Source organism: Pseudoalteromonas sp. S1727 (assembly GCF_005886375.1).
In the GTDB taxonomy this organism is placed as follows: domain Bacteria; phylum Pseudomonadota; class Gammaproteobacteria; order Enterobacterales; family Alteromonadaceae; genus Pseudoalteromonas; species Pseudoalteromonas haloplanktis.
In genome coordinates, this window is the sequence record NZ_PNDT01000131.1 from 1 (window position 1) to 19,092 (window position 19,092).

General features: G+C 42.4%; 18 protein-coding genes. 7 read left to right on the top strand and 11 right to left on the bottom strand.

The annotated features are described in order from the left end of the window. Positions 1-119: 119 nt before the first annotated feature. The 9 genes from CWB85_RS20360 to zapB form a co-directional block, all read right to left on the bottom strand. Positions 120-497 carry a hypothetical protein gene (locus CWB85_RS20360; protein ID WP_138555887.1) on the bottom strand — a complete coding sequence of 126 codons (378 nt, stop codon included), beginning with the start codon at positions 495-497 and terminating at the stop codon, positions 120-122. 18 nt (positions 498-515) lie between these two features. Beyond that, positions 516-2,090 (bottom strand): S41 family peptidase, encoded by a 1,575-nt coding sequence (locus CWB85_RS20365; protein ID WP_138555888.1) that lies wholly within the window; start codon positions 2,088-2,090, stop codon positions 516-518. Positions 2,091-2,139: 49 nt separating this feature from the next. Continuing rightward, positions 2,140-2,982 (bottom strand): amidohydrolase family protein, encoded by an 843-nt coding sequence (locus CWB85_RS20370; RefSeq protein ID WP_016709149.1) that lies wholly within the window; start codon positions 2,980-2,982, stop codon positions 2,140-2,142. Beyond that, positions 2,979-3,707, bottom strand: a complete 729-nt coding sequence (locus CWB85_RS20375; RefSeq protein ID WP_138555889.1) for an SDR family NAD(P)-dependent oxidoreductase — start codon at positions 3,705-3,707, stop codon at positions 2,979-2,981. Before CWB85_RS20375 ends, CWB85_RS20370 begins: the two co-directional genes overlap by 4 nt. A 9-nt stretch (positions 3,708-3,716) precedes the next feature. After that, positions 3,717-4,205, bottom strand: a complete 489-nt coding sequence (locus tag CWB85_RS20380; RefSeq protein WP_138555890.1) for an FKBP-type peptidyl-prolyl cis-trans isomerase — start codon at positions 4,203-4,205, stop codon at positions 3,717-3,719. Between the two features lie 71 nt (positions 4,206-4,276). Continuing rightward, the gene (locus tag CWB85_RS20385; protein WP_138555891.1) at positions 4,277-5,764 is read right to left on the bottom strand and encodes a LysM peptidoglycan-binding domain-containing protein; all 1,488 of its coding nucleotides are present in this window, start codon (positions 5,762-5,764) and stop codon (positions 4,277-4,279) included. Between the two features lie 54 nt (positions 5,765-5,818). Then, on the bottom strand, positions 5,819-6,838 hold the full coding sequence (locus CWB85_RS20390; RefSeq protein WP_249314935.1) for an MBL fold metallo-hydrolase: 1,020 nt from the start codon (positions 6,836-6,838) through the stop codon (positions 5,819-5,821). Positions 6,839-6,941: 103 nt separating this feature from the next. Further along, positions 6,942-7,241 carry a cell division protein ZapA gene (locus tag CWB85_RS20395; RefSeq protein WP_016709154.1) on the bottom strand — a complete coding sequence of 100 codons (300 nt, stop codon included), beginning with the start codon at positions 7,239-7,241 and terminating at the stop codon, positions 6,942-6,944. Continuing rightward, entirely contained in the window at positions 7,241-7,471 is a 231-nt protein-coding gene (gene zapB, locus CWB85_RS20400; RefSeq protein ID WP_029216176.1) for a cell division protein ZapB, read from the bottom strand. The genes CWB85_RS20395 and zapB overlap by 1 nt, the downstream gene beginning before the upstream one ends. 260 nt (positions 7,472-7,731) lie before the next feature. Here zapB and CWB85_RS20405 point away from each other — a divergent pair, with 260 nt between their 5' ends. Beyond that, a complete protein-coding gene (locus tag CWB85_RS20405) occupies positions 7,732-8,571 on the top strand; it encodes a 23S rRNA (adenine(2030)-N(6))-methyltransferase RlmJ (RefSeq protein WP_016709156.1) in 840 nt (279 codons plus the stop codon). Between the two features lie 47 nt (positions 8,572-8,618). On the opposite strand, the gene CWB85_RS20410 is transcribed toward CWB85_RS20405, so the two are convergent. Both CWB85_RS20410 and CWB85_RS20415 read right to left on the bottom strand, forming a co-directional pair. Further along, complete coding sequence (locus CWB85_RS20410; RefSeq protein ID WP_016709157.1) at positions 8,619-9,431, bottom strand: META domain-containing protein; 813 nt, start codon at positions 9,429-9,431, stop codon at positions 8,619-8,621. A 115-nt stretch (positions 9,432-9,546) separates the two neighbouring features. Next, positions 9,547-10,113, bottom strand: coding sequence for a PhnA domain-containing protein (locus CWB85_RS20415; protein ID WP_016709158.1), 567 nt, complete (start codon positions 10,111-10,113; stop codon positions 9,547-9,549). A 259-nt stretch (positions 10,114-10,372) separates the two neighbouring features. Here CWB85_RS20415 and CWB85_RS20420 point away from each other — a divergent pair, with 259 nt between their 5' ends. From CWB85_RS20420 to CWB85_RS20445, 6 genes are all read left to right on the top strand, one after another. Beyond that, a complete protein-coding gene (locus CWB85_RS20420; RefSeq protein ID WP_138555892.1) occupies positions 10,373-11,647 on the top strand; it encodes an EAL and HDOD domain-containing protein in 1,275 nt (424 codons plus the stop codon). Between the two features lie 49 nt (positions 11,648-11,696). Beyond that, on the top strand, positions 11,697-12,305 hold the full coding sequence (locus CWB85_RS20425; RefSeq protein ID WP_016709160.1) for a paraquat-inducible protein A: 609 nt from the start codon (positions 11,697-11,699) through the stop codon (positions 12,303-12,305). A 71-nt stretch (positions 12,306-12,376) separates the two neighbouring features. Beyond that, positions 12,377-12,745 (top strand): hypothetical protein, encoded by a 369-nt coding sequence (locus CWB85_RS20430; RefSeq protein ID WP_138555893.1) that lies wholly within the window; start codon positions 12,377-12,379, stop codon positions 12,743-12,745. Positions 12,746-12,832: 87 nt separating this feature from the next. Next, on the top strand, positions 12,833-14,158 hold the full coding sequence (locus tag CWB85_RS20435) for a TolC family protein (RefSeq protein ID WP_016709162.1): 1,326 nt from the start codon (positions 12,833-12,835) through the stop codon (positions 14,156-14,158). Next, positions 14,148-15,869: an efflux RND transporter periplasmic adaptor subunit gene (locus tag CWB85_RS20440; protein WP_138555903.1), complete on the top strand. Its 1,722-nt coding sequence runs from the start codon at positions 14,148-14,150 to the stop codon at positions 15,867-15,869. Before CWB85_RS20435 ends, CWB85_RS20440 begins: the two co-directional genes overlap by 11 nt. Before the next feature lie 8 nt (positions 15,870-15,877). After that, the gene (locus CWB85_RS20445; RefSeq protein WP_138555894.1) at positions 15,878-19,000 is read left to right on the top strand and encodes an efflux RND transporter permease subunit; all 3,123 of its coding nucleotides are present in this window, start codon (positions 15,878-15,880) and stop codon (positions 18,998-19,000) included. Positions 19,001-19,092 lie beyond the last annotated feature (92 nt).

Below are 19,092 nucleotides of genomic sequence, written 5' to 3' on the forward strand. Positions count from 1 at the left end.
GCTTTACATAAAGCTTATCCACTTGTTCTTTTAAAACTATTTCTTACACATTCACTGCACTACAATTTTGCTCGAACCTCGAACCTCGAACCTCGAACCTCGAACCTCGAACCTCGAACCTAGTTATAATTCACCTTACATTTCACATCCGGCAATGGCTCTGTGGCTTTGCTGTCTAAATGCCTTACAAAGCACAGATCATTTTTAATGAGTAGTTCATAGCGGTCTGGCATGTTGAGTTGCTTGCCCATGATTGGGTTACCAAACTCATCGAGTTTAGTAACGTTATCGACCACCAGTAAACTGCGCTGCATAAATACATCATCAGCCAGTGCAATATTATCAGTGCGCATCAGACGAGCGATACCTTGGGCAATAAGCTCGCTTTGCGGTTTTGTTAGTAATGCATGCTGTAATTTGGGCGTGGCAGTTTCTGCTGTTGTACAACCGTAGAGCAGTACTGCCGTTATCATGAAATAGAGTTTTTTGTTTAGCATTCTTATGGCCTTAATAACTTACTGGCTTGGCAATATTTTATTTTGCTCAGCCAAAGTTGCGGCGCGGGTGTCTTGTACAGCTGGCGTGTCGCTAAAGCGAGCGGGTGCAAAGCCCTGCTTACTGGCTATTGAGCTTGCAACAGGGCAACTGCCGCTTGCACGGTAATTAAGTGCTGCTTTAAGCATTGCTTCTTCAGGATCACCTAATTGATGGCTAAAGTCGTCAGCCACTGCGCAGCCTTCTACACTAACAGGTAAACGGGCGTTGTCAGTGGTATTTTGTGGTGCAAAACCGTCAGCATACTCTCCAAAGCCTTTGTGGTTCTCGCCGGTAAATTGAATACTAAAATAAGTGATGTCGCAGTTATCGGTTGCGTAAAAGCCATAGGGCTTACCGCAAGTGCCAGCGCCAATTTGAATGACTTCAACATCAGCTCCGCGTAAGCCATTCATAATCGCTTCACTGGCTGAGCAGGTGCTAGCGGTCGTTAATAAATAAACGCGCTCTAAATTAAGGGTCGGTAACGGGGTGCCAGGTATTAATGCTGGGTTATCAGCAAAGCCAAGAAATTCATCAGTGAACATCACAGGTTCTAAACGTTGTCCAGTGACAGGGTTAAAAGTGGGGTGCTGATCGTTAAAAATCGTTCTTTCGAAAATTTTACCATTGGTATTCTCAGCTCCTGCGATCATGTAAGCAACTTGGCTTGCCATTTGTAAGAAACCACCGCCGTTGTAACGAATATCAATAATTAAATCAGTGACATTACTGGCTTTTAGATTATTAAAAGCATCATAAAGTGGTTTTTCAGCCACCGCATTATGACTATTAAACTGAAAGTAGCCTACGCTGCCATCGGCTAAGGTTTTTACGTTTGTAACAGGTTTAGAGCTAATTGTTTGCGAGGTTAAAGTGACTTCACGCGTTTCGTCAGTGTTTAAGTCCTTAAATAAAAAGGTCGTATTTTTCCCTGTTTGAGTTGGAAATAAACCTGCATTGAGGGTGTCTACTTCTGCTTGCGTGCTGGCATTAACAAAGTCAACGCCGTCAACTTCTAAAATCTCAAAACCACGAGCAAGATTTGCATTACTTGCAGGTGAGTTCGGCTCCGTATAGCTAATCACACCTTGGCGCGGCGCTGATGGGCTTATTAACTTCACTTTAAAACCATAGCCAAACGTTACACCAGATTGACTTTGTGCTTCCCATTGTGCGGTTGGTAGACTGGAATGAAAGTTATCTTTTTTAGCGCCAGAGTCAGTAATCTGCTCGGTTTTTAATAAGTTAAAATAGTCGCTCACAGCGGGAGTGAGGGCAGGATCACGATCGACTATTTCATCATACCAAAGGTAAGTTTCGTTGCTCCATGATCGCAGCCAATGCTTTTCGTTTAGTGCTTGGCATTGTTGATCAAAGTTACTTGATGGTTGGAATACACCTTGAGTCCAATTGATACTGTTACCAGTGTCGCCATCACCATTGCTGTTATTGTTGTCGGTCATTGTACTACCGCCACCACAGCCGCTGAGCAGTACTAGCAAAGAGCAATTAATAAGCCCTAACGCGAATTTATTTGTTGATGAAATAGCCATATTTATACTTTATTTTAATACAACATAGCTTAAATATAGCGGGTTTTAATTAAACTTGATAGCAGTACTGTGCGTTTTTGTAGCTAAGTTGTGACCACATATTGTCACTAGTACAGCGCTGATAATGGCTATGCCAACATTGTTGATAACTTGCATTGATTTGGCACACTGGAAAGTTACTAGCAAACATTACTCGGTGTAAACCAAAGTGCTTAATAATAAACTCGAAGCACAGTTGTTGCAGGTTTTGTGAAAGTGCAGGAAATAATTCAAATCCTGAAAACTTGATCCTGCAATTGGCTATTTGTGCTAATTGGCGGATCCCTTGCTGCCAGTCTAATAAGTCATTTGGCAAACCTGCATGGTTTATAACGATCTGTAACTGCGGTAGTTGATGGCAATAATTCACAATGTGTTGTGTTATTGCAAGGTTTTCAATTGCAAATTGTGCTTCGAAAATTAACTGCTCACTGCTTAGTAAAGCTAGGTTTTCTAGGCAGTTAGAATTGCTTAAACGTATGGCGTCGCTGCCTTGTGTAATATCTCGAATACCAATCAAGGAGGGGTGTGATAATGCAGTAATAGCAGCATTAAAGTTACTAGGATGACCATCAATTTTGGCAAAGCTAATTGCTTTATAGTTTTGATCTGCTAAATGTTCAGCTAACCAAAGTAATTCGTTGATGGGTTGTTGGTTATCATAACCTGCCTCAATATGCACTAGGCCTGCCAGTTCAAACTGGGTTTGTTGCTGTAATTGCGCTGCGGTTATAGGTGCTTTAATTTTTGCTAAATTTGGCCAGCTGACCGGATTGTTACCTTGCAACCAATCGTACTGCCCCTGTGCTAAATTAAAAAAGTGCACGTGGGGATCGATAATACGTTCACTCATTGTGTTGTGTAGCCACCGTCAATGGTTTGCAAACTTCCAGTAATAAAGCTGGCATCATCACTGGCTAAAAAGTTAACAAGTGCCGCTACTTCATCAGCTTGGCCGAGTCTACCTAGCGGCTGCAAAGCACCTTCTTCGGCAACGATGCTTGCTTTATCTGCGCCACTGCGAGCGCAGTAGGCATCAATCGCATTATGAAATAGTGGTGTTTCTATGGTGCCAGGGCAAACAGCATTAGCGCGAATATTATATTGCGCGTAATCTAGAGCTGTGGTTTTGGCTATTGATGCTAAGGCATGCTTTGTTAAATTGTAAGCAAATGAATTGGTTTTGCCGATAATTGCTTGATCTGAGGCAATTAAAATAATCGCCCCATGTTGCTGTGCTTTCATGCTCGGTAAAACGCTCTGAATTGCTGCGTATGCACCTTTTACATTTAAGGCAAATAAGCTATCAAAGGTTGTTTCGTCGGTATTCTCAATCGTTGCACTTAAATGACGGCCCGCATTCGATACCAATACATCGATGCGTTGTTCTTGATTGGCAATATCTGTAATAACTTGCTTTACAGCACTCACATTACTAACATCACAGTGGTGCCAAATACCTAGCTCGCCACTTTCAATATCTAAGTTATGTACCTGATAACCATTCTTTAAAAAGCGTGCAACCACAGCTAGGCCTATGCCTTTACTGCCGCCCGTAACGATAGCAACCTTTGACATAGTAATTCCTTAGTGGTTGTGGCCGCAGCCGCCTTCGCTATGCACATGACCATGAGATAATTCTTCGTTGGTTGCTTCACGCACGCTAAGTATTTGCACATCAAAAGTCAGTGTTTTGCCTGCAAATGGGTGATTTAAATCACAATCAGCATTGAAGCGGCCTACTTTTACAATCGTTACTTGATGACGACCTTGGTTTGAATGAACCATCGCTGTCATGCCTGGTTTCCACACTTTAGTGTCACCTTGTAGATGTTTAAGTGGAATGCGCTGAATAAGATCATCAACACGCTCGCCATATGATTCACTTGGTTCTAAAGTCACGCTTAAAGTGTCACCCGCAGATTTACCTTCAAGGGCTTTTTCAAGACCTGGCAGCATGCCTTCAAGGCCGTGGATATAACTTAATGGTTCATTACCTGTACTTGTTTCTAGTTGCTCGCCTGCTTCACTTAATGTGTAGTGAAATTCCACGGCCGAGTTTTTGCTAATTTGCATGCTGATCTCTTTAATTTAACTAAAATGAAAAACTAATTTTACGCTAAATACGAGTGATGTGAAACTGCTGGTTAGTGCGGTTGTTTTAAGGTTTTTTCAAGTTCAGAAAGTAAACCTTCATTGTGTATTTGAGGAGCCGTTTTCGTTGCTTGTGGTAAATGTAAAACCAGTTGCGTACCTGGTGTTAAAATACTGGAGGCATTGAGTTGATTCCATTGCGCTAAATCACTATGCGGCACGTCGTATAGCTGGCTAATTCCCCAGATGGTATCGCCTGGTTTTACTTGATAGTGGATCGCAATCGTTGGGATCGCCATTTCATTCTGCTCAAGGTAAGGGCTAATTCTATAATCAATCGTTAATGAATCGGGCATAGTGCGAGGTTGTCCAATCATTAGGGTTTCACCAATACCAATTAGGTTGGAATGTTTATTATTTATAGCTTTAAGTTTTTCCACCGATAATCCAAAGCGGCGAGCTATTGAATATAAGGTGTCATCTTTTTTCACCGTATATTCACCAGCAAAATTACTCTTAAAAAATTGACTGCTTAGTAAGCTTTGTTGCTGTAATGGGAGTAATAAAGTGTGTGGGCCGTTGGGAGAACTTTGATTTTTTAAATAACCTGGATTCAGTTTATGTAACTGGTTACGACCGATGCCTGATAGGTTGGCTATCACTGAAAAGTCAAATTGTTGACCAATATTTAGTTCAGTTGTTAGTGCTTTATTCGCCAGCTTAGGGCGAGTCAAGCCGCGGTTTGGGTGTTTTACTAAGTAGCTTAGTGCAAGTAGTTTTGGTACGTATTCGGAGGTTTCTTTTGGTAATTTTAAAGTCCAGTAATCAGTGCTTTTACCGCGCTTTTTATTTTCGGCAATTGCGCGTTTTACTCGTCCTTCGCCACTATTATAGGCCGCTAATGCATGCAACCAATTGCCATCAAATTGTTTATATAAATACTCTAAATACGCCAGTGCTGCATCGGTTGAGGCCAAGACATCTTTGCGACCGTCATACCATTGATCTGATTTGATCCCAAAGTGATGGGCTGTCGCACCGACTAATTGCCATACTCCAACCGCCTGCTCAGATGAGCTGATGGTGGGCCTAAAGTCGCTTTCAACAAAAGGTAACAAGGCTAACTCCATCGGTAACTTACGTTGCTCAATTTTACTGACAATATGATAAAGGTACGGAGCAGCACGTTCATTGACTATCTGTAAGTAATTAGGTTGCTTGGTATACCATGAAATACGTTTGTTGAGAGCTTTGTTTAGATACACTTTGATGGTTAATTTATCAGCAATATGCTGCCATAAGTCTTGACTGCGATTGCTTGCTTGAGATTGTTTTGTAGCTTGTTGCGATGGTGCTTTTAATTTTATTGTTTGTTTTTTCTGTTCGCTGTCAGCCAGTGGCTGCGGGGTATGTGTTGGCTTAAAGTGATTAAAAATAATTGGGGCTTGCGGTGCATCACTTGGCTCTACAGGTTGCTCTGTTGTCTGGCAACCAGTAAGCAACAGTAACAACATTAATAGGGCTAAGAGATAACTGCGCATAAAAATCACTAAATTAATATCCTTTTAAAAGTCTAGCACATCCGCGTGCAGTCGTTATTTTGACTGTTTCGCTCGTTTAAGTCCAGCCTGTAGGAACAGAGGATAAGCTTTCTTGGATATTTCGTCGATTTGATAGTCTTTAGCAAATTGTTGATCAAAGCTGTGTTCTAATTGAGTTAAGTCTTGTTGTGGGTGCGCTAATACATGCGCTTCAATAGCCTGTAAAAAGCTTAAAGGTTGTTGTAAATCATCGACTTTAAGTACTCCTCCGTGTCCTGGAAGAATTAGTTTAATGCGTTTATCACTGTGTAGTTGCGACAGTACTTTTATCCAACTATTAAAATTACCGTGACCTGGATAGGGTAGCCAGTCAACGAGATCTGCGCCAACTAAAATACGATGGTTTTCGGCGCTGAGAGTTAGATCAGCGTTGGTATGAGCTTGATAGGCGTTAATAATGACAGGATAGTTACCAAGCTCCAGCGTGAGCGGCTGAGAGACTGGTATATTGGGTGCTTGCAGTTGGTATTGGCGCCAACGAAGCAATCGTTGCTTCGCTAAGTTGAGCTTATCGCGCCACTGTTGCTGCTGGGCTTCTGGTTGCTGTGATAAGCGTTGCAAGCTCAGTTCAATGCTTTTTTCATAACTGTCCAATTTATCAGAGTAGGCTTTTTGCAGAGTCTGAAACTCAGTTGCAAGCTGTTGATGAACAATTAGTTGGGCGTCAGGGTAGTGGTGTTGCAAAATAGCCATCCCCAGTAAATGGTCATCGTGAAAGTGGCTAGCAACCAAGTAGCATAAAGGAGTCGTTAAGGTATTTTTTAGGTGTTCAATGGTCGTTTCAACAGCGGCAAAATCGCCACTGGCATCAAACATTAATGCACATTTATCACCCTGAATAAGCACTTGGTTTGAATCATAAAAACGTAAATTACTCGACTGCTCTAAAAATTGTACATTTGCAGAGATAGTGCGCCATTGCGTTGGTGCAGCAGTTGTATTGGCTGCAACACAGAAGCAGCTTAGCAGTAAAAACGTAATAAATTTCATGGGAGAATAAAAATAATGGGTCATAGTGACAACCTGAGCAGCCAACAATAAAATAGCAAAGTTAGCGGATTTTGTTTGGAATTGATACTGGAAATAGCGAGATAATAAAAAAGCGCAGGGCGCTTTTTTATTTGGTTGATGATTGTCCTAAGTAAGCACTTAGTTTATCAATGAGCTGATCTTGTTGTTGTTGTTCAACGCTTTGCTGCGTTTTCGCTTCAAGTAACTCGTGGCTCATGTTCAAAGCTGCCATTAATAAGGCTTTTTGATCATTTCGCACGGTTGAGCGTTGCTTCATTTGTTCAACCAAATCATTTAAATATTTGGCTGATGCAATGAGGGCATCTTCTTGTCCTGCAGGGCAAGCAAATTGCTGCTCTTTACCAAGCAACTCAACGGTGACTCGCTGGTTTTGCAGCTCAGACATTAGCTAGCCTGTTGGACGCTTTGTAGCTTCTCAAGTAAACCAGTTAACGTTGTACTGGTGTCTTTTTGTTTTTCTTCACTTTCGAGGACTTCAAGTTGAAGAATTTCATTTTCATCGATTAACTTACTGTTTTTTTCTTTAAGCTCGCTAACCTGAGCTTGTAGCTGTGAATTTTGACCAATTAATTGGTCGATCAATTGTTCTAGTTGAGAAAGGGTATCGTTATTCATTAAGGCGCTCATAAAACTGTGATTATTGTCATGCAAATGTAAAGCAAAGTTGCTTTATATGCCAGCATTTACGTGCGTTTTAGCTGATTTTTATTTAATGTTAATGAGCTGTTCAGGCTAGCGCCTGATTTGTTCATAAGTGATTCACTTAATCTTGAATTCAAGCACCAGCAATTTATGACCCTCGGCATTTTATGTTGTAGAATATAACCAACTTCAATGGGTTTATTTAAATAAACCATTTATAGCGAAATAACATTATGCTTAGTTATAGACACTCATTTCATGCTGGAAACCCAGCCGATGTGGTTAAACATTTGGTCCTTGCTCAAGTCTTGAGCTACCAAACACTTAAAGATAAGCCATTGGACTATATCGATACCCATTCAGGGGCTGGTTTTTTTGAATTGGCAGGTGCCGATGCGCAAAAGACCCAAGAATACCTTGATGGTATCGCTAAGCTTTACCAACATAATAGCGAACACCAAGCGCTAAATGATTATATCGAATTGATAAAATCATTTAATAACTCGGCGCAGTTGGCTTTTTACCCCGGCTCTCCAAAAATTGCCGAGCATTTTTTGCGTCGCCAAGACAAGGGCTGGTTTTTTGAATTGCATCCGCGGGATTTAACGCTACTGCAAGAAAACATGAGCGGCAAACGTTCGATCCGTGTTCGTGGTGAGAATGGTTTTGCAGGTTTAATTGGTTTATTGCCTCCTGCGTCGCGTCGCGCGTGCGTATTAATTGACCCACCCTATGAAATTAAAGACGACTACGATACCGTTGTTAAAACGCTAACCAAGGCTTATCAGCGTTTTGCTACAGGCACGTATATGATTTGGTACCCAGTGGTTGATAGAGAGCGAATTGAGCGTATGGAAGAGGGCTTAATTGCCTCAGGTATGCGTAATATTCAGTTATTTGAACTGGCTACCACAGCGGATACTGAAGTACATGGTATGACGGCATCAGGAATGATCGTAATTAACCCGCCATGGAAGCTTAAACAAACGATGGATAAGATATTACCAGAGCTGGTAAGTCTGCTAAGCGACTCGTCTGGTTTTTACCGTAGCGAACAGTTAGTTGAAGAATAACCTAAAACGCCCAGCAGAGCTGGGCGTTTGATGTCTATGCGTTATATTTAAAAGTAAGTTGCTTTAAAAGTTGCAAGTTCGTTTCCTTGCTGATCTTTCAAACGAAGTAATTCACCTTTAATTTCCCACTGTGCGGTATTTTGTAATACTGCTGACATTGCCGCTTCTTGTTCCATACCTTTAAAACACATTTTCTTTGTGCTGGCTTGTGGGCTAAATTTAAGTGTTTGCTGATTTACTTGGTAGCTACCAGTAAAGTTGTTACAACCTAAAAAACCATGGCTTTTGTTATCAGCGCTAAATTGAATAAAGGGCTCTTTTGTTTCTACGATTACTTTTTCGCCATTCAAAGTAATCGCTTTAAAGTACGTATTTACTAAATCGACATTAGGTTTTTGCGGCGCTACTTTAGACACCACAACCTCATAAGGAGTGGTTTGTTGCGATTGCTCAAACGGGTTGTTATGGGTTGTGCTTACATATAATAGTTGGTCTTGATTAGTGATCCGTGCCATGACGCTATAGCGGTGACGTTGATCCATTTTACTCGCATCATAACTAAGCTCTACCGTGTAAGGTGGTGCACCATTAATATCAATAGTTTGCTGGCTGATCACTTCAGCTTTAGCATCCATTTTTGATACGTCAGCAAGGGTTACTGTCAGTTGCGCGCCCGGGCGCAGCATGCTGCGATCAAGGTAGGTAATTTGCGTAGTTAACGTGGCCATAGCTGCATCTTCAGTAGTTTGTTCAGTTGATTCAGGTTGGCTTTGACATCCTGAAAGTACAACAGCACTGCTGGCTAATAGACTCATACCAACAATCGATTTTAAAATTGCATTTGGTTTATGTAATAGCATGGCTTATTCCTTGGGGTGAATGAAATCGGTGGATTCTTAACTAGCTATAAGTGTACGACTTAGTTACTTAATAATAGCTTAATTGTTGGAACACAAGAAAAAGCGCTAGACGCGCTTATTTTTTAACAAACTTGGTTAAAATAACAATGCGCTGACCGTCTACACGTCCTTCTATATGCTCAGGGTTGCTCGTCAAGCCGATATTGCGAACCGCAGTGCCGCGCTTAGCCGTTAAGCTACTTCCTTTAACATCTAAGTCTTTAATTAGTGTAACTGTATCGCCTGCTTGTAAGACTACACCATTGCTATCAACATGCTTAATATCATCGTCTTCTGCTAATGCAACTTTTGCCCAGGCTAGTGTGTCTTCTTCTAAGTAAATCATATCTAGTGCGTCTTGCGCCCAACCATTATCAGGTGCTAAGCGGGTAAGCATTCTATAAGCAACCACTTGAACGGCTGGTGTTTGACTCCACATGCTGTCGTTTAAACAATGCCAATGAGTTGGGGTGAGCTCAATGTTGTTTTCAATTTGGTCTTTGCACGTTTGGCAGGTATAAATGCATTTATCTGAATGAGCTTCTGTAACAGGTGGTACTTCGTATACAGAAAGATTTTCACTCGCAGCACATAACTCACATTGGGTATTGCTGCGTTCAACTAAGGTCTGTTCTATGCTCATATCGGGCTCTTGTAAGGGAGGTAAACTTAAAGGTAAGTAGCTATTGTACTCAATTGTAGAGTAAATTAGAACATATCCATTATTTATGTGTGGGTATATAAATTACTATAAGCGCACAGTATTTTGCTGGCATTGAGTTGATTAGGCTGGTTACCGATGTTTAAGTTTAGGCAAGCTGAAAAAAATTAACTATACTGAATCGATAAAATAACAACAATTTAGCTGGCATAAGTCGCTAGAATTATTAGCAGGAAATAATATGCTGAGTACGCAGATAACAGCCGATATGCCAAACCTTGTTACTCTATATATAGCAAGGCAACCAATTTTTGATGCTGACACAGGCCTTTATGCATATGAGTTACTTTATCGAGATTCGATTAATAACGCTTTTCCTGTTGGTACAACCGACGGCCAAGCTACTGGGCGGTTGTTTTTTAATGCCTTAATGTTGATAGGTATTGATAAGCTCACCGCAAATCATCGTGCATTTATTAACCTTTCAACAGATGCCTTATTAGAAGACTTCCCTAAACTGTTGCAACCAAGCAGCGCTGTAATCGAGATAGTTGAGCGTGCAGATAATATAGCGAAAATGACAAAACGTATTAAATCTTTAAAGCAAGAAGGCTATCGGTTTGCCTTAGATGATTACGATGGCGATGTTAAATGGGAACCACTTTTAGGCTTAGTCGATTATATTAAGCTCGAAGTCGAAGAGCCTATTATTAAAACCAATATGCTATTGAAAAAGCTCAAGCGCCGATTTCCTGATGTGAAAATTATCGTTGAGCGTATAGAAACCCATGAACAATTTACGCTTTTAAAAAGTGCCGGCTGTGATTACTTTCAGGGCTTCTTTTTCGCGCGTCCTGAAATGCTTACTTATCATAATGTTGAACCCTCGAAACTGGCTGTGTTTGATTTATTGCGCTGTACATCACGCTCAGATCTAAACTTTGATGAGGTGCATCAACGTGTTGCTAAAGATGTTGGTTTAACGGCTCGTATATTGAAATTAGTGAATGCCCGTTCTAAAAGTCAGAATTTAGTTATTACTTCAATTTCTCAGGCGGTTATTTATTTAGGCGAAGATGCAATACGCCAATTTGTTAGGGTATTAGCGCTGAGTGAACTTGGGGTTGATAAACCCAGTGAATTAACCAAACTGGGATTAACACGTGCGCACTTTATGTTGTTGATGTTACAACCGGGTGGCCAAGAGATGTCAGAGCAAGGCTACTTGGTTGGGCTGATGTCGGTACTTGATGCGATCTTAAATATGGAGCTTGATGTAATAGCGCAGGAGTTTCGCTTAGGTGATGAGCTTTCAAGCGCATTACTCAACTTTAATGGTATGTTGGGAGCGACCCTTAAACTAGCGCGGGCAGTAGAAGAAGATAATTGGCCTTTGGCTGAAAAGCTGCTGGAAACAATTCGCCCAGCCTCCGAAATAGAAGTGGTTTATAATGCGATGCTCAGCGCCCGTCAGTACGGGGACGACGTATTAGCATCAATTATTGAACAAGAATAAGCACTTGAGTATTATGCGCATTAACTAACTTATCTTATGAAGATATTACATGCGTTTATTATTACCATTTACCACGATTTTAATTGCTTTAGCACTGCTTATTCCTGGTGTAACTCAGCCTGTTTTGAGCTTAGAGGGAAAAATAGATAAGTCAAAGCTAGCACAAACCGGGATTGAAATGTTGGCAGATGAGGGCGACCGTAATACCCGTAATATGTTAATGATGGCTTCAAGCATGTTGGGTCTAGACAAGCTCGAAGGCGAAATTAGTGCCTATAAAAAAACACGCAGTATTTGGGGCACGGTTAACGAACTGGCTAATAATAAAAACTATTTAGTTGCCGTGCTGGTGGCATTTTTTTCGATAGTGATACCAACCTTAAAATTATTGATGCAATTGCTATATATTTTTTTACCCGTGAATAAATTTAAGCAGCTTCTCGGTCAAGTAATACAAGGCTTAAGTAAATGGAGTATGGTTGATGTATTTGTTATTGCGTTAATCGTATCCTACTTAGCCGGTAACGCAGAAGGCCAAATGGGCGAACTTATCAATATGCACGCAGAGTTTGGCGCTGGTTTTTGGTATTTTACCGGGTATTGTTTATTTGCCATCGCCGCCAGTAATTTAATTAAGATTGAACCAAAAAACAGTTAAACGTTTGTGTTAGTGAATAAGTTAACATAAAATTCCCTAGAACCTAGAACCTAATTTTAAAAGGCACTTTTTTGCAACGTATTTACCTTAGTTTATTGACCATTGTTTTGTTACTCACTTTAGTGGGTCAAGCTGTTGCGTCTGTAACTATGAGTTGTGAAATGCCCCACATGAGTCACTCACAGTCAAGCATGATGGATAATAATGATATGCATCATGATATGTCTGCTGGCATGATGAATATGGATTGTTGTGATGACGACACAACAGCCAATCAAGAATGTGGTTGCCCTGTTAGTGCATGCTCTGCACATTCAATGCTGAGTATGGATGGTTTATTTACCACATTATTATCGCCGTCTGAAAAAGTACAACTTCACATCTCGCAAAATCAACACCGTATAGCCAGCTCGCTTTACCGCCCTCCTATGTCTGCTTAATTGCAGGATAGGTGCGTCTAAAATTTATATAAATCACCTTTTCTGCCTCTAAATTTAATCCTTTTTTTAATTTTAGTGGAGTAAGTGATGAATCACTTAGCAGTATTTAAAGCCATTTTTTTAGCGATTTTGCTAGCAGCGGCAAACCCAGCATACAGTAATGAGTTAAGTCTTGAACAAGCGCTTAGCTATGCACTTAATAATGAACCTTGGTTAACAGCCAATAAGTATCAGCAAGCAGCAGTGCAAGCACAAAGCTTAGCGGCGGGCACGTTGCCAGATCCCGTTTTGACTGTTGGGCTAATGAACCTTCCTACAGATGGCTTTGCCTTTGATCAAGAAGGAATGACTCAGTTCAAAGTGGGCGTGAGTCAAATGTTTAGTCGTGGTGATAGCCTTGCGCTGAAACAGCATGCGTTAGCACAATCAGCGCAGCAATATCCTTGGTTACGCGCAGATAGACTTGCCCAAGTAAAAACCATTGTTATTGAATCTTGGCTCAATGCGTATCGAGCACAGCAAAGCATCGCTTTAATTGAGCAAGATAAGGCATTGTTCTCGCAGCTGATTGATATTACAGAATCAAGTTATGCCAGCTCGGTCGGTAATACTCGCCAGCAAGATATTATTCGCGCCCAGTTAGAATTAACTCGCCTTGAAGATAAGCTAGTAATGCTCGAACAACAGTTTGAAAGTGCTAAAAAGCGTTTGTCACAATGGTTGCCAATCAATATGTTAACTCAACCGGTAAGTGCTAATCGCAGTGACATAATACCATTGGTTGATTTTGACCAGCTTGAGTTTACACAGCTAATGCCATTGTTAATGGCGCACCCTGCAATCGTTGCAATTGAGCAAACTGTCGCGGCAAAGCAAACTGAAATCGATGTTGCTAAGCAAGGTTATAAACCACAGCTCGGCGTGAATATGGGCTATGGTTATCGTGACGATACGCCAATGGGTGACTCCCGCGCCGATCTGTTTTCTGTCGGTATTAGTATTGATTTACCGCTGTTTACTGATAACCGCCAAGACCAACAAGTCAATGCCGCGATCGCCACGGCTGAAGCCGTTAAAACTGAAAAATTGATTGCCTTACAAAAGCTCAAAGGTATGTACTTTAAAGAGTTTAGCCAATTAGCACGGTTGGCAAAGCGTGACGCCCTTTATCAAACTAAACTACTGCCTCAAATGGCTGAGCAAGCACAAGCGACATTAAATGCCTACACCCGCGATGATGGTGATTTCTCTGAAGTAATGCGCGCCCGTATCAGTGAACTCAATGCCAAAATAGACGCGTTAAATATCCAGATAGATCAACAAATTATTATTGCTCGCCTGAATTATTACGCCAGTAGCAAAGACGCTGCTGTGATGGCCGAGCTATTAGCAGGAGAGCATGATGAACACTAATTTAAAATTGCTTATTGCCGCACTCGTTGGTGCAGCCATTGCGACAACGAGCTTAACCCTACTGACAGATAGTACGCATACAGTCAGTACCAACACAGAAAAGAAGCCCTTGTACTGGGTGGCGCCAATGGATAGTAACTATCGACGTGATGAACCAGGACTCTCGCCTATGGGCATGGATTTAGTGCCTGTTTATGCAGAAGGCGAAGAGAACGATCAAGACGGCCCCGGTGCGGTGACAATTTCGCCCGCTGTGATCAATAACCTAGGTGTTAGAACTGCCAAAGTACAACGTAAAGCACTGCAAAGCGAAGTGAACACGGTAGGCTACGTACAGTATAACCAAGATCAGCAAGTGCATATTCACCCTCGGGTAGAAGGCTGGCTTGAAACCTTATATGTTAAAGCCGCAGGCGATCAAGTTAAACAAGGAGAGCCACTGTATACCTTGTATTCTCCACAGCTAGTTAACGCTCAAGAAGAGTTTGTACTGGCGGTGAATCGTAACAACCCTGTGCTTATTCGTGCAGCAAAGGCACGTTTAAAGGCGTTAAATGTATCGGACGGTTTTGTTGAACGCTTACAAACCAATAAAAAGGTGATGCAAAATATTACCTTTTATGCACGCCAAAGTGGCGTGGTCGATGAGCTTAATGTACGCGAAGGCTTTTATGTAAAGCCTGGTACTTCTATGATGAGTATTGCTCAGTTGGATGAAGTATGGGTTGAAGCTGAGGTATTTGAACGCCAAGCACAATTGATTGAAGTAGGCTTACCCGTAACCATGACCCTTGATTACATCGCAGGGCAAAGCTGGCGCGGTAAGGTTGATTATATATACCCAACGTTGGATGCCAAAAACCGTACGCTGCGGGTACGTTTACGTTTTAACAATCAAGATCACCAACTAAAACCGAACATGTTTGCACAAGTGAGCATTCATGCTAAAGCCAGCGAGCAGCAGCTAATTGTGCCAAAACAAGCGGTGATCCGCACAGGTTCTCAAGACCGCGTTGTTGTTGCTCTAGGCGAAGGCCGTTTTAAGTCAGTCGCGGTGGAACTTGGCCGTAGTGATAATAATGATGCTGTAATTTTAGCGGGCATTAAAGCCGACGATGAAGTAGTGACTTCTGCGCAGTTCTTATTAGATTCAGAATCAAGTAAAAGCTCTGATTTTAAGCGGATGCAAGCGCCACAAGTTATCACCAGCGTGTGGGGAAAAGGGGTTATCAACCATGTAATGGCAGATCAGCGAATGGTGAATATTAGCCACGAACCAATAGATGAACTTGACTGGCCCAGCATGACAATGGATTTTATGGTTGCTGAAAGTGTTGATATTAGCGCGTTACAACCAGGTCAAACTCTGCATTTTGAGCTGACTAAGCAAGCTGAAGGTGGTTATGTCGTAAGCGGTATTCATATTATGGACTCAAGCCATGTGATGGTTGATGCGGCCAATACTGCCACCGTAAAGGGCACGATTAACAGTATTGATAAAACCACGCGAGTAGCCAATATTAGTCGCGGCGCAATCGAAAAATGGCACCGAGCACCCGCCACACTAGACTTTGTATTTGCTGATAGCGTTGATTTAACAACGCTTGAAGCTGCACAACAAATAACATTTACCTTTAGTTTGCAAGGGGGGGAATTTGTTATTAGCCGTATTGATGTTGAACCCTCAATGCAATCACACAGCGGACACTAGGGGGCGTTATGATAGCAGCAGTTATTCGTTGGTCTGTGACTAATCGCTTTTTTGTTTTGCTTATAACCGCAATACTAATTGGTGGCGGTGTATTTGCGGTAAAAAATACCCCGGTTGATGCCTTGCCGGATTTATCTGATGTGCAGGTGATTGTTAAAACCTCATACCCTGGGCAAGCGCCGCAAGTGGTGCAAGATCAAGTTACATTTCCACTTACCACCGCTATGCTCTCAGTGCCAGGGGCGCAAACTGTGCGTGGCTTTTCATTTTTTGGTGATTCTTACGTGTATGTCATCTTTGATGAAAAAACCGACCTTTACTGGGCTCGTAGCCGAGTACAGGAGTATTTGAGCCAAGTAGCCAGTCGTTTACCAGAAAGCGCAACCGCTGAGCTTGGCCCAGATGCCACAGGTGTTGGTTGGATCTATTTATATGCGCTGGTGGATAAAACCAATCAACACGATATTAGCCAATTACGTAGCTTACAAGATTGGTTTTTAAAATTTGAATTACAAACTGTCCCTGGGGTGTCTGAGGTGGCTTCAGTGGGCGGTATGGTGAAACAATATCAAGTCAATGTAGAGCCAGATAAATTACGTGCCTACGGTATTCCGCTGAGTTTAATACAAACAGCCATCAAACAAGGCAACCAAGAAATGGGTGCCTCAGTGGTAGAAATGGCCGAAGCCGAATACATGGTAACCAGTACTGGTTATATTAAAAGCGTGGCTGATTTAGAGGCTATTCCACTGGGCGTTAATGCTAATGGCACACCGCTACAGTTACGCGATGTTGCCGATATTCGCCTTGGTCCACAAATGCGCCGAGGCATCGCTGAGTTAAACGGTGAAGGTGAGGTTGCAGGTGGCGTGGTGGTAATGCGCTATGGCGAAAACGCACAAAAAACCATAGAGCTGGTAAAAGCAAAGCTCGAATCACTCAAAAAAGGCTTGCCTGCTGGGGTTGAAATTGTGCCTGTGTATGACCGCTCTAACCTGATCAAAAATGCAGTAGATAACCTCACCAGCAAGTTGTTCGAAGAGTTAGTGGTGGTGGCGCTTATCTGCATTGTATTTTTGTTCCATGTGCGTTCATCCTTAGTGGCGATTATTACTTTACCGCTGGGGATTTTAACGGCGTTCATCATCATGTATTGGCAAGGCATTAACGCCAATATCATGTCGCTCGGCGGTATTGCCATTGCCATAGGTGCAATGACTGATGGCGCGATAGTGATGATTGAAAACATGCATAAGCACATGGAAAAAACCCCATTAACGGATGAAAACCGCTGGCAAGTGGTGAGCGATGCAGCCAGTGAAGTCGGCCCCGCGCTGTTCTTTAGTTTAATGATCATTACCGTCAGCTTTATGCCAGTGTTTATTTTAGAAGCGCAAGAAGGGCGCATGTTTGCACCACTGGCGTACACTAAAACCTATGCAATGGCAGCGTCTGCGGGCTTGGCAATTACCTTAGTGCCAGTATTAATGGGGTATTTTATACGTGGCAAAGTCATTTCAGAGCAAAAAAATCCGGTTAATCGCTTACTGGTCAATACTTACAAGCCACTACTTAATACGGTCTTACGCTTTCCTAAAATGACTTTAGTGTTAGCGCTGGTGGTAGCAATTATTGGTTTTTATCCGGTGAATAAAATTGGCAGTGAGTTTATACCGCCGCTGGATGAAGGCGATTTAATGTATATGCCAACTACTTACCCAGGTTTATCGATTGGTAAAGCGCGGGAGATTTTACAACAAACCGATAAACTGATAGCCAGCGTGCCTGAAGTGTTAACCGTGTTTGGTAAAGTAGGCCGCGCAGAAACTGCCACCGATCCCGCACCACTGACCATGATTGAAACCTTTATTCAGCTTAAGCCAAAAGAGCAGTGGCGCGAAGGCATGACCTTAGAGAAACTGAAAAAAGAGCTCGACGGTTTAGTGAAATTCCCAGGACTGACAAATGCTTGGGTTATGCCAATAAAAACCCGTATTGATATGCTGGCAACGGGCATTAAAACGCCAGTAGGCATTAAAGTCGCGGGGCCAAATTTGAATGAAATTCAAAAAATTGGCCAGCAGATTGAAGTCTTACTAAAAGATGTACCCGGCACTGCCTCGGTATATTCTGAGCGTGTTGCTGGTGGCCGTTATATCAAAGTGGATATCAATCGCGAAAAAGCCGCTCGTTATAGCTTAAACATTGCTGATGTACAGCAAGTGGTCGCTACAGCGATAGGGGGTATGAATGTAACCGAAACGGTCGAAGGGCAAGAGCGTTATCCAGTCAATTTACGCTACCCACAAGATTACCGCGATTCACCTGAAGAGCTGATGTTATTGCCAATCGTAACCCCATCAGGTCAGCGTATAGCGCTTGCTGATGTGGCGGATGTATTTATTGAAGACGGCCCACCGGGGATCAAAAGTGAAAACGCACGGCTAAATGGTTGGAGCTTTATTGATATTGATGGCATTGATATTGGCAGTTATGTAGATAATGCGCGCCAAGTGCTTGACGAAAAGCTAGTGCTACCAGCGGGTTACTCAATAACTTGGGCGGGGCAATATGAGTACATGGAGCGCGCCAAAGACAAGCTCGCCTATGTATTACCTCTGACATTAGCGATTATTATCGTGCTGTTGTACCTCAACTTTCGAAGCTTTGTAGAAGTAGCCATTATAATGGCCACCCTACCGCTGGCAATGATTGGCGGTATCTGGCTTATGTACTTAGAAGGCTTTAACTTCTCAGTCGCCGTGGGTGTGGGCTTTATTGCCCTTGCCGGGGTCGCGGTGGAAATTGGCGTGATCATGTTGGTGTATTTAAACCAAGCCTACAATGAAAAATGCGCGCAAGCACAACAAGCCGGCACAACGCTTAGCTTTGTCGAGCTTAAGCAAGCTATAGTAGAAGGTGCAGGCCTGCGAGTACGCCCAGTGATGATGACAGTCGCAACCATAATCATCGGTTTGCTCCCCGTACTTTACGGCACAGGCACTGGCAGCGAAGTAATGAGCCGCATCGCCGCCCCCATGGTCGGCGGCATGTTCAGCGCCATCGTTCTAACCTTGTTAGTGCTACCCGCAGTGTATTTGCTATGGCGTAAGCGGAGTATAAATTCATAAAGTTGAATTAAAAATACAGCGCCCCTCAAACTTTGTTTGATCAGAGTCGCAGAGTCTCGTAAAACAGCTACTGCGACTACCTCCAATTTTTG

Excerpts from the sequence above, each read along its gene's own strand:
- CWB85_RS20440 (WP_138555903.1), top strand. The coding sequence starts at position 14,148 with ATGAACACTAATTTAAAATTGCTTATTGCCGCACTCGTTGGTGCAGCC.
- zapB (WP_029216176.1), bottom strand. The coding sequence starts at position 7,471 with ATGAATAACGATACCCTTTCTCAACTAGAACAATTGATCGACCAATTA.
- CWB85_RS20420 (WP_138555892.1), top strand. The coding sequence starts at position 10,373 with ATGCTGAGTACGCAGATAACAGCCGATATGCCAAACCTTGTTACTCTA.
- CWB85_RS20395 (WP_016709154.1), bottom strand. The coding sequence starts at position 7,241 with ATGTCTGAGCTGCAAAACCAGCGAGTCACCGTTGAGTTGCTTGGTAAA.
- CWB85_RS20405 (WP_016709156.1), top strand. The coding sequence starts at position 7,732 with ATGCTTAGTTATAGACACTCATTTCATGCTGGAAACCCAGCCGATGTG.
- CWB85_RS20435 (WP_016709162.1), top strand. The coding sequence starts at position 12,833 with ATGAATCACTTAGCAGTATTTAAAGCCATTTTTTTAGCGATTTTGCTA.
- CWB85_RS20360 (WP_138555887.1), bottom strand. The coding sequence starts at position 497 with ATGCTAAACAAAAAACTCTATTTCATGATAACGGCAGTACTGCTCTAC.
- CWB85_RS20380 (WP_138555890.1), bottom strand. The coding sequence starts at position 4,205 with ATGCAAATTAGCAAAAACTCGGCCGTGGAATTTCACTACACATTAAGT.
- CWB85_RS20390 (WP_249314935.1), bottom strand. The coding sequence starts at position 6,838 with ATGACCCATTATTTTTATTCTCCCATGAAATTTATTACGTTTTTACTG.
- CWB85_RS20375 (WP_138555889.1), bottom strand. The coding sequence starts at position 3,707 with ATGTCAAAGGTTGCTATCGTTACGGGCGGCAGTAAAGGCATAGGCCTA.
- CWB85_RS20365 (WP_138555888.1), bottom strand. The coding sequence starts at position 2,090 with ATGGCTATTTCATCAACAAATAAATTCGCGTTAGGGCTTATTAATTGC.
- CWB85_RS20425 (WP_016709160.1), top strand. The coding sequence starts at position 11,697 with ATGCGTTTATTATTACCATTTACCACGATTTTAATTGCTTTAGCACTG.
- CWB85_RS20445 (WP_138555894.1), top strand. The coding sequence starts at position 15,878 with ATGATAGCAGCAGTTATTCGTTGGTCTGTGACTAATCGCTTTTTTGTT.
- CWB85_RS20415 (WP_016709158.1), bottom strand. The coding sequence starts at position 10,113 with ATGAGCATAGAACAGACCTTAGTTGAACGCAGCAATACCCAATGTGAG.
- CWB85_RS20385 (WP_138555891.1), bottom strand. The coding sequence starts at position 5,764 with ATGCGCAGTTATCTCTTAGCCCTATTAATGTTGTTACTGTTGCTTACT.
- CWB85_RS20370 (WP_016709149.1), bottom strand. The coding sequence starts at position 2,982 with ATGAGTGAACGTATTATCGATCCCCACGTGCACTTTTTTAATTTAGCA.
- CWB85_RS20410 (WP_016709157.1), bottom strand. The coding sequence starts at position 9,431 with ATGCTATTACATAAACCAAATGCAATTTTAAAATCGATTGTTGGTATG.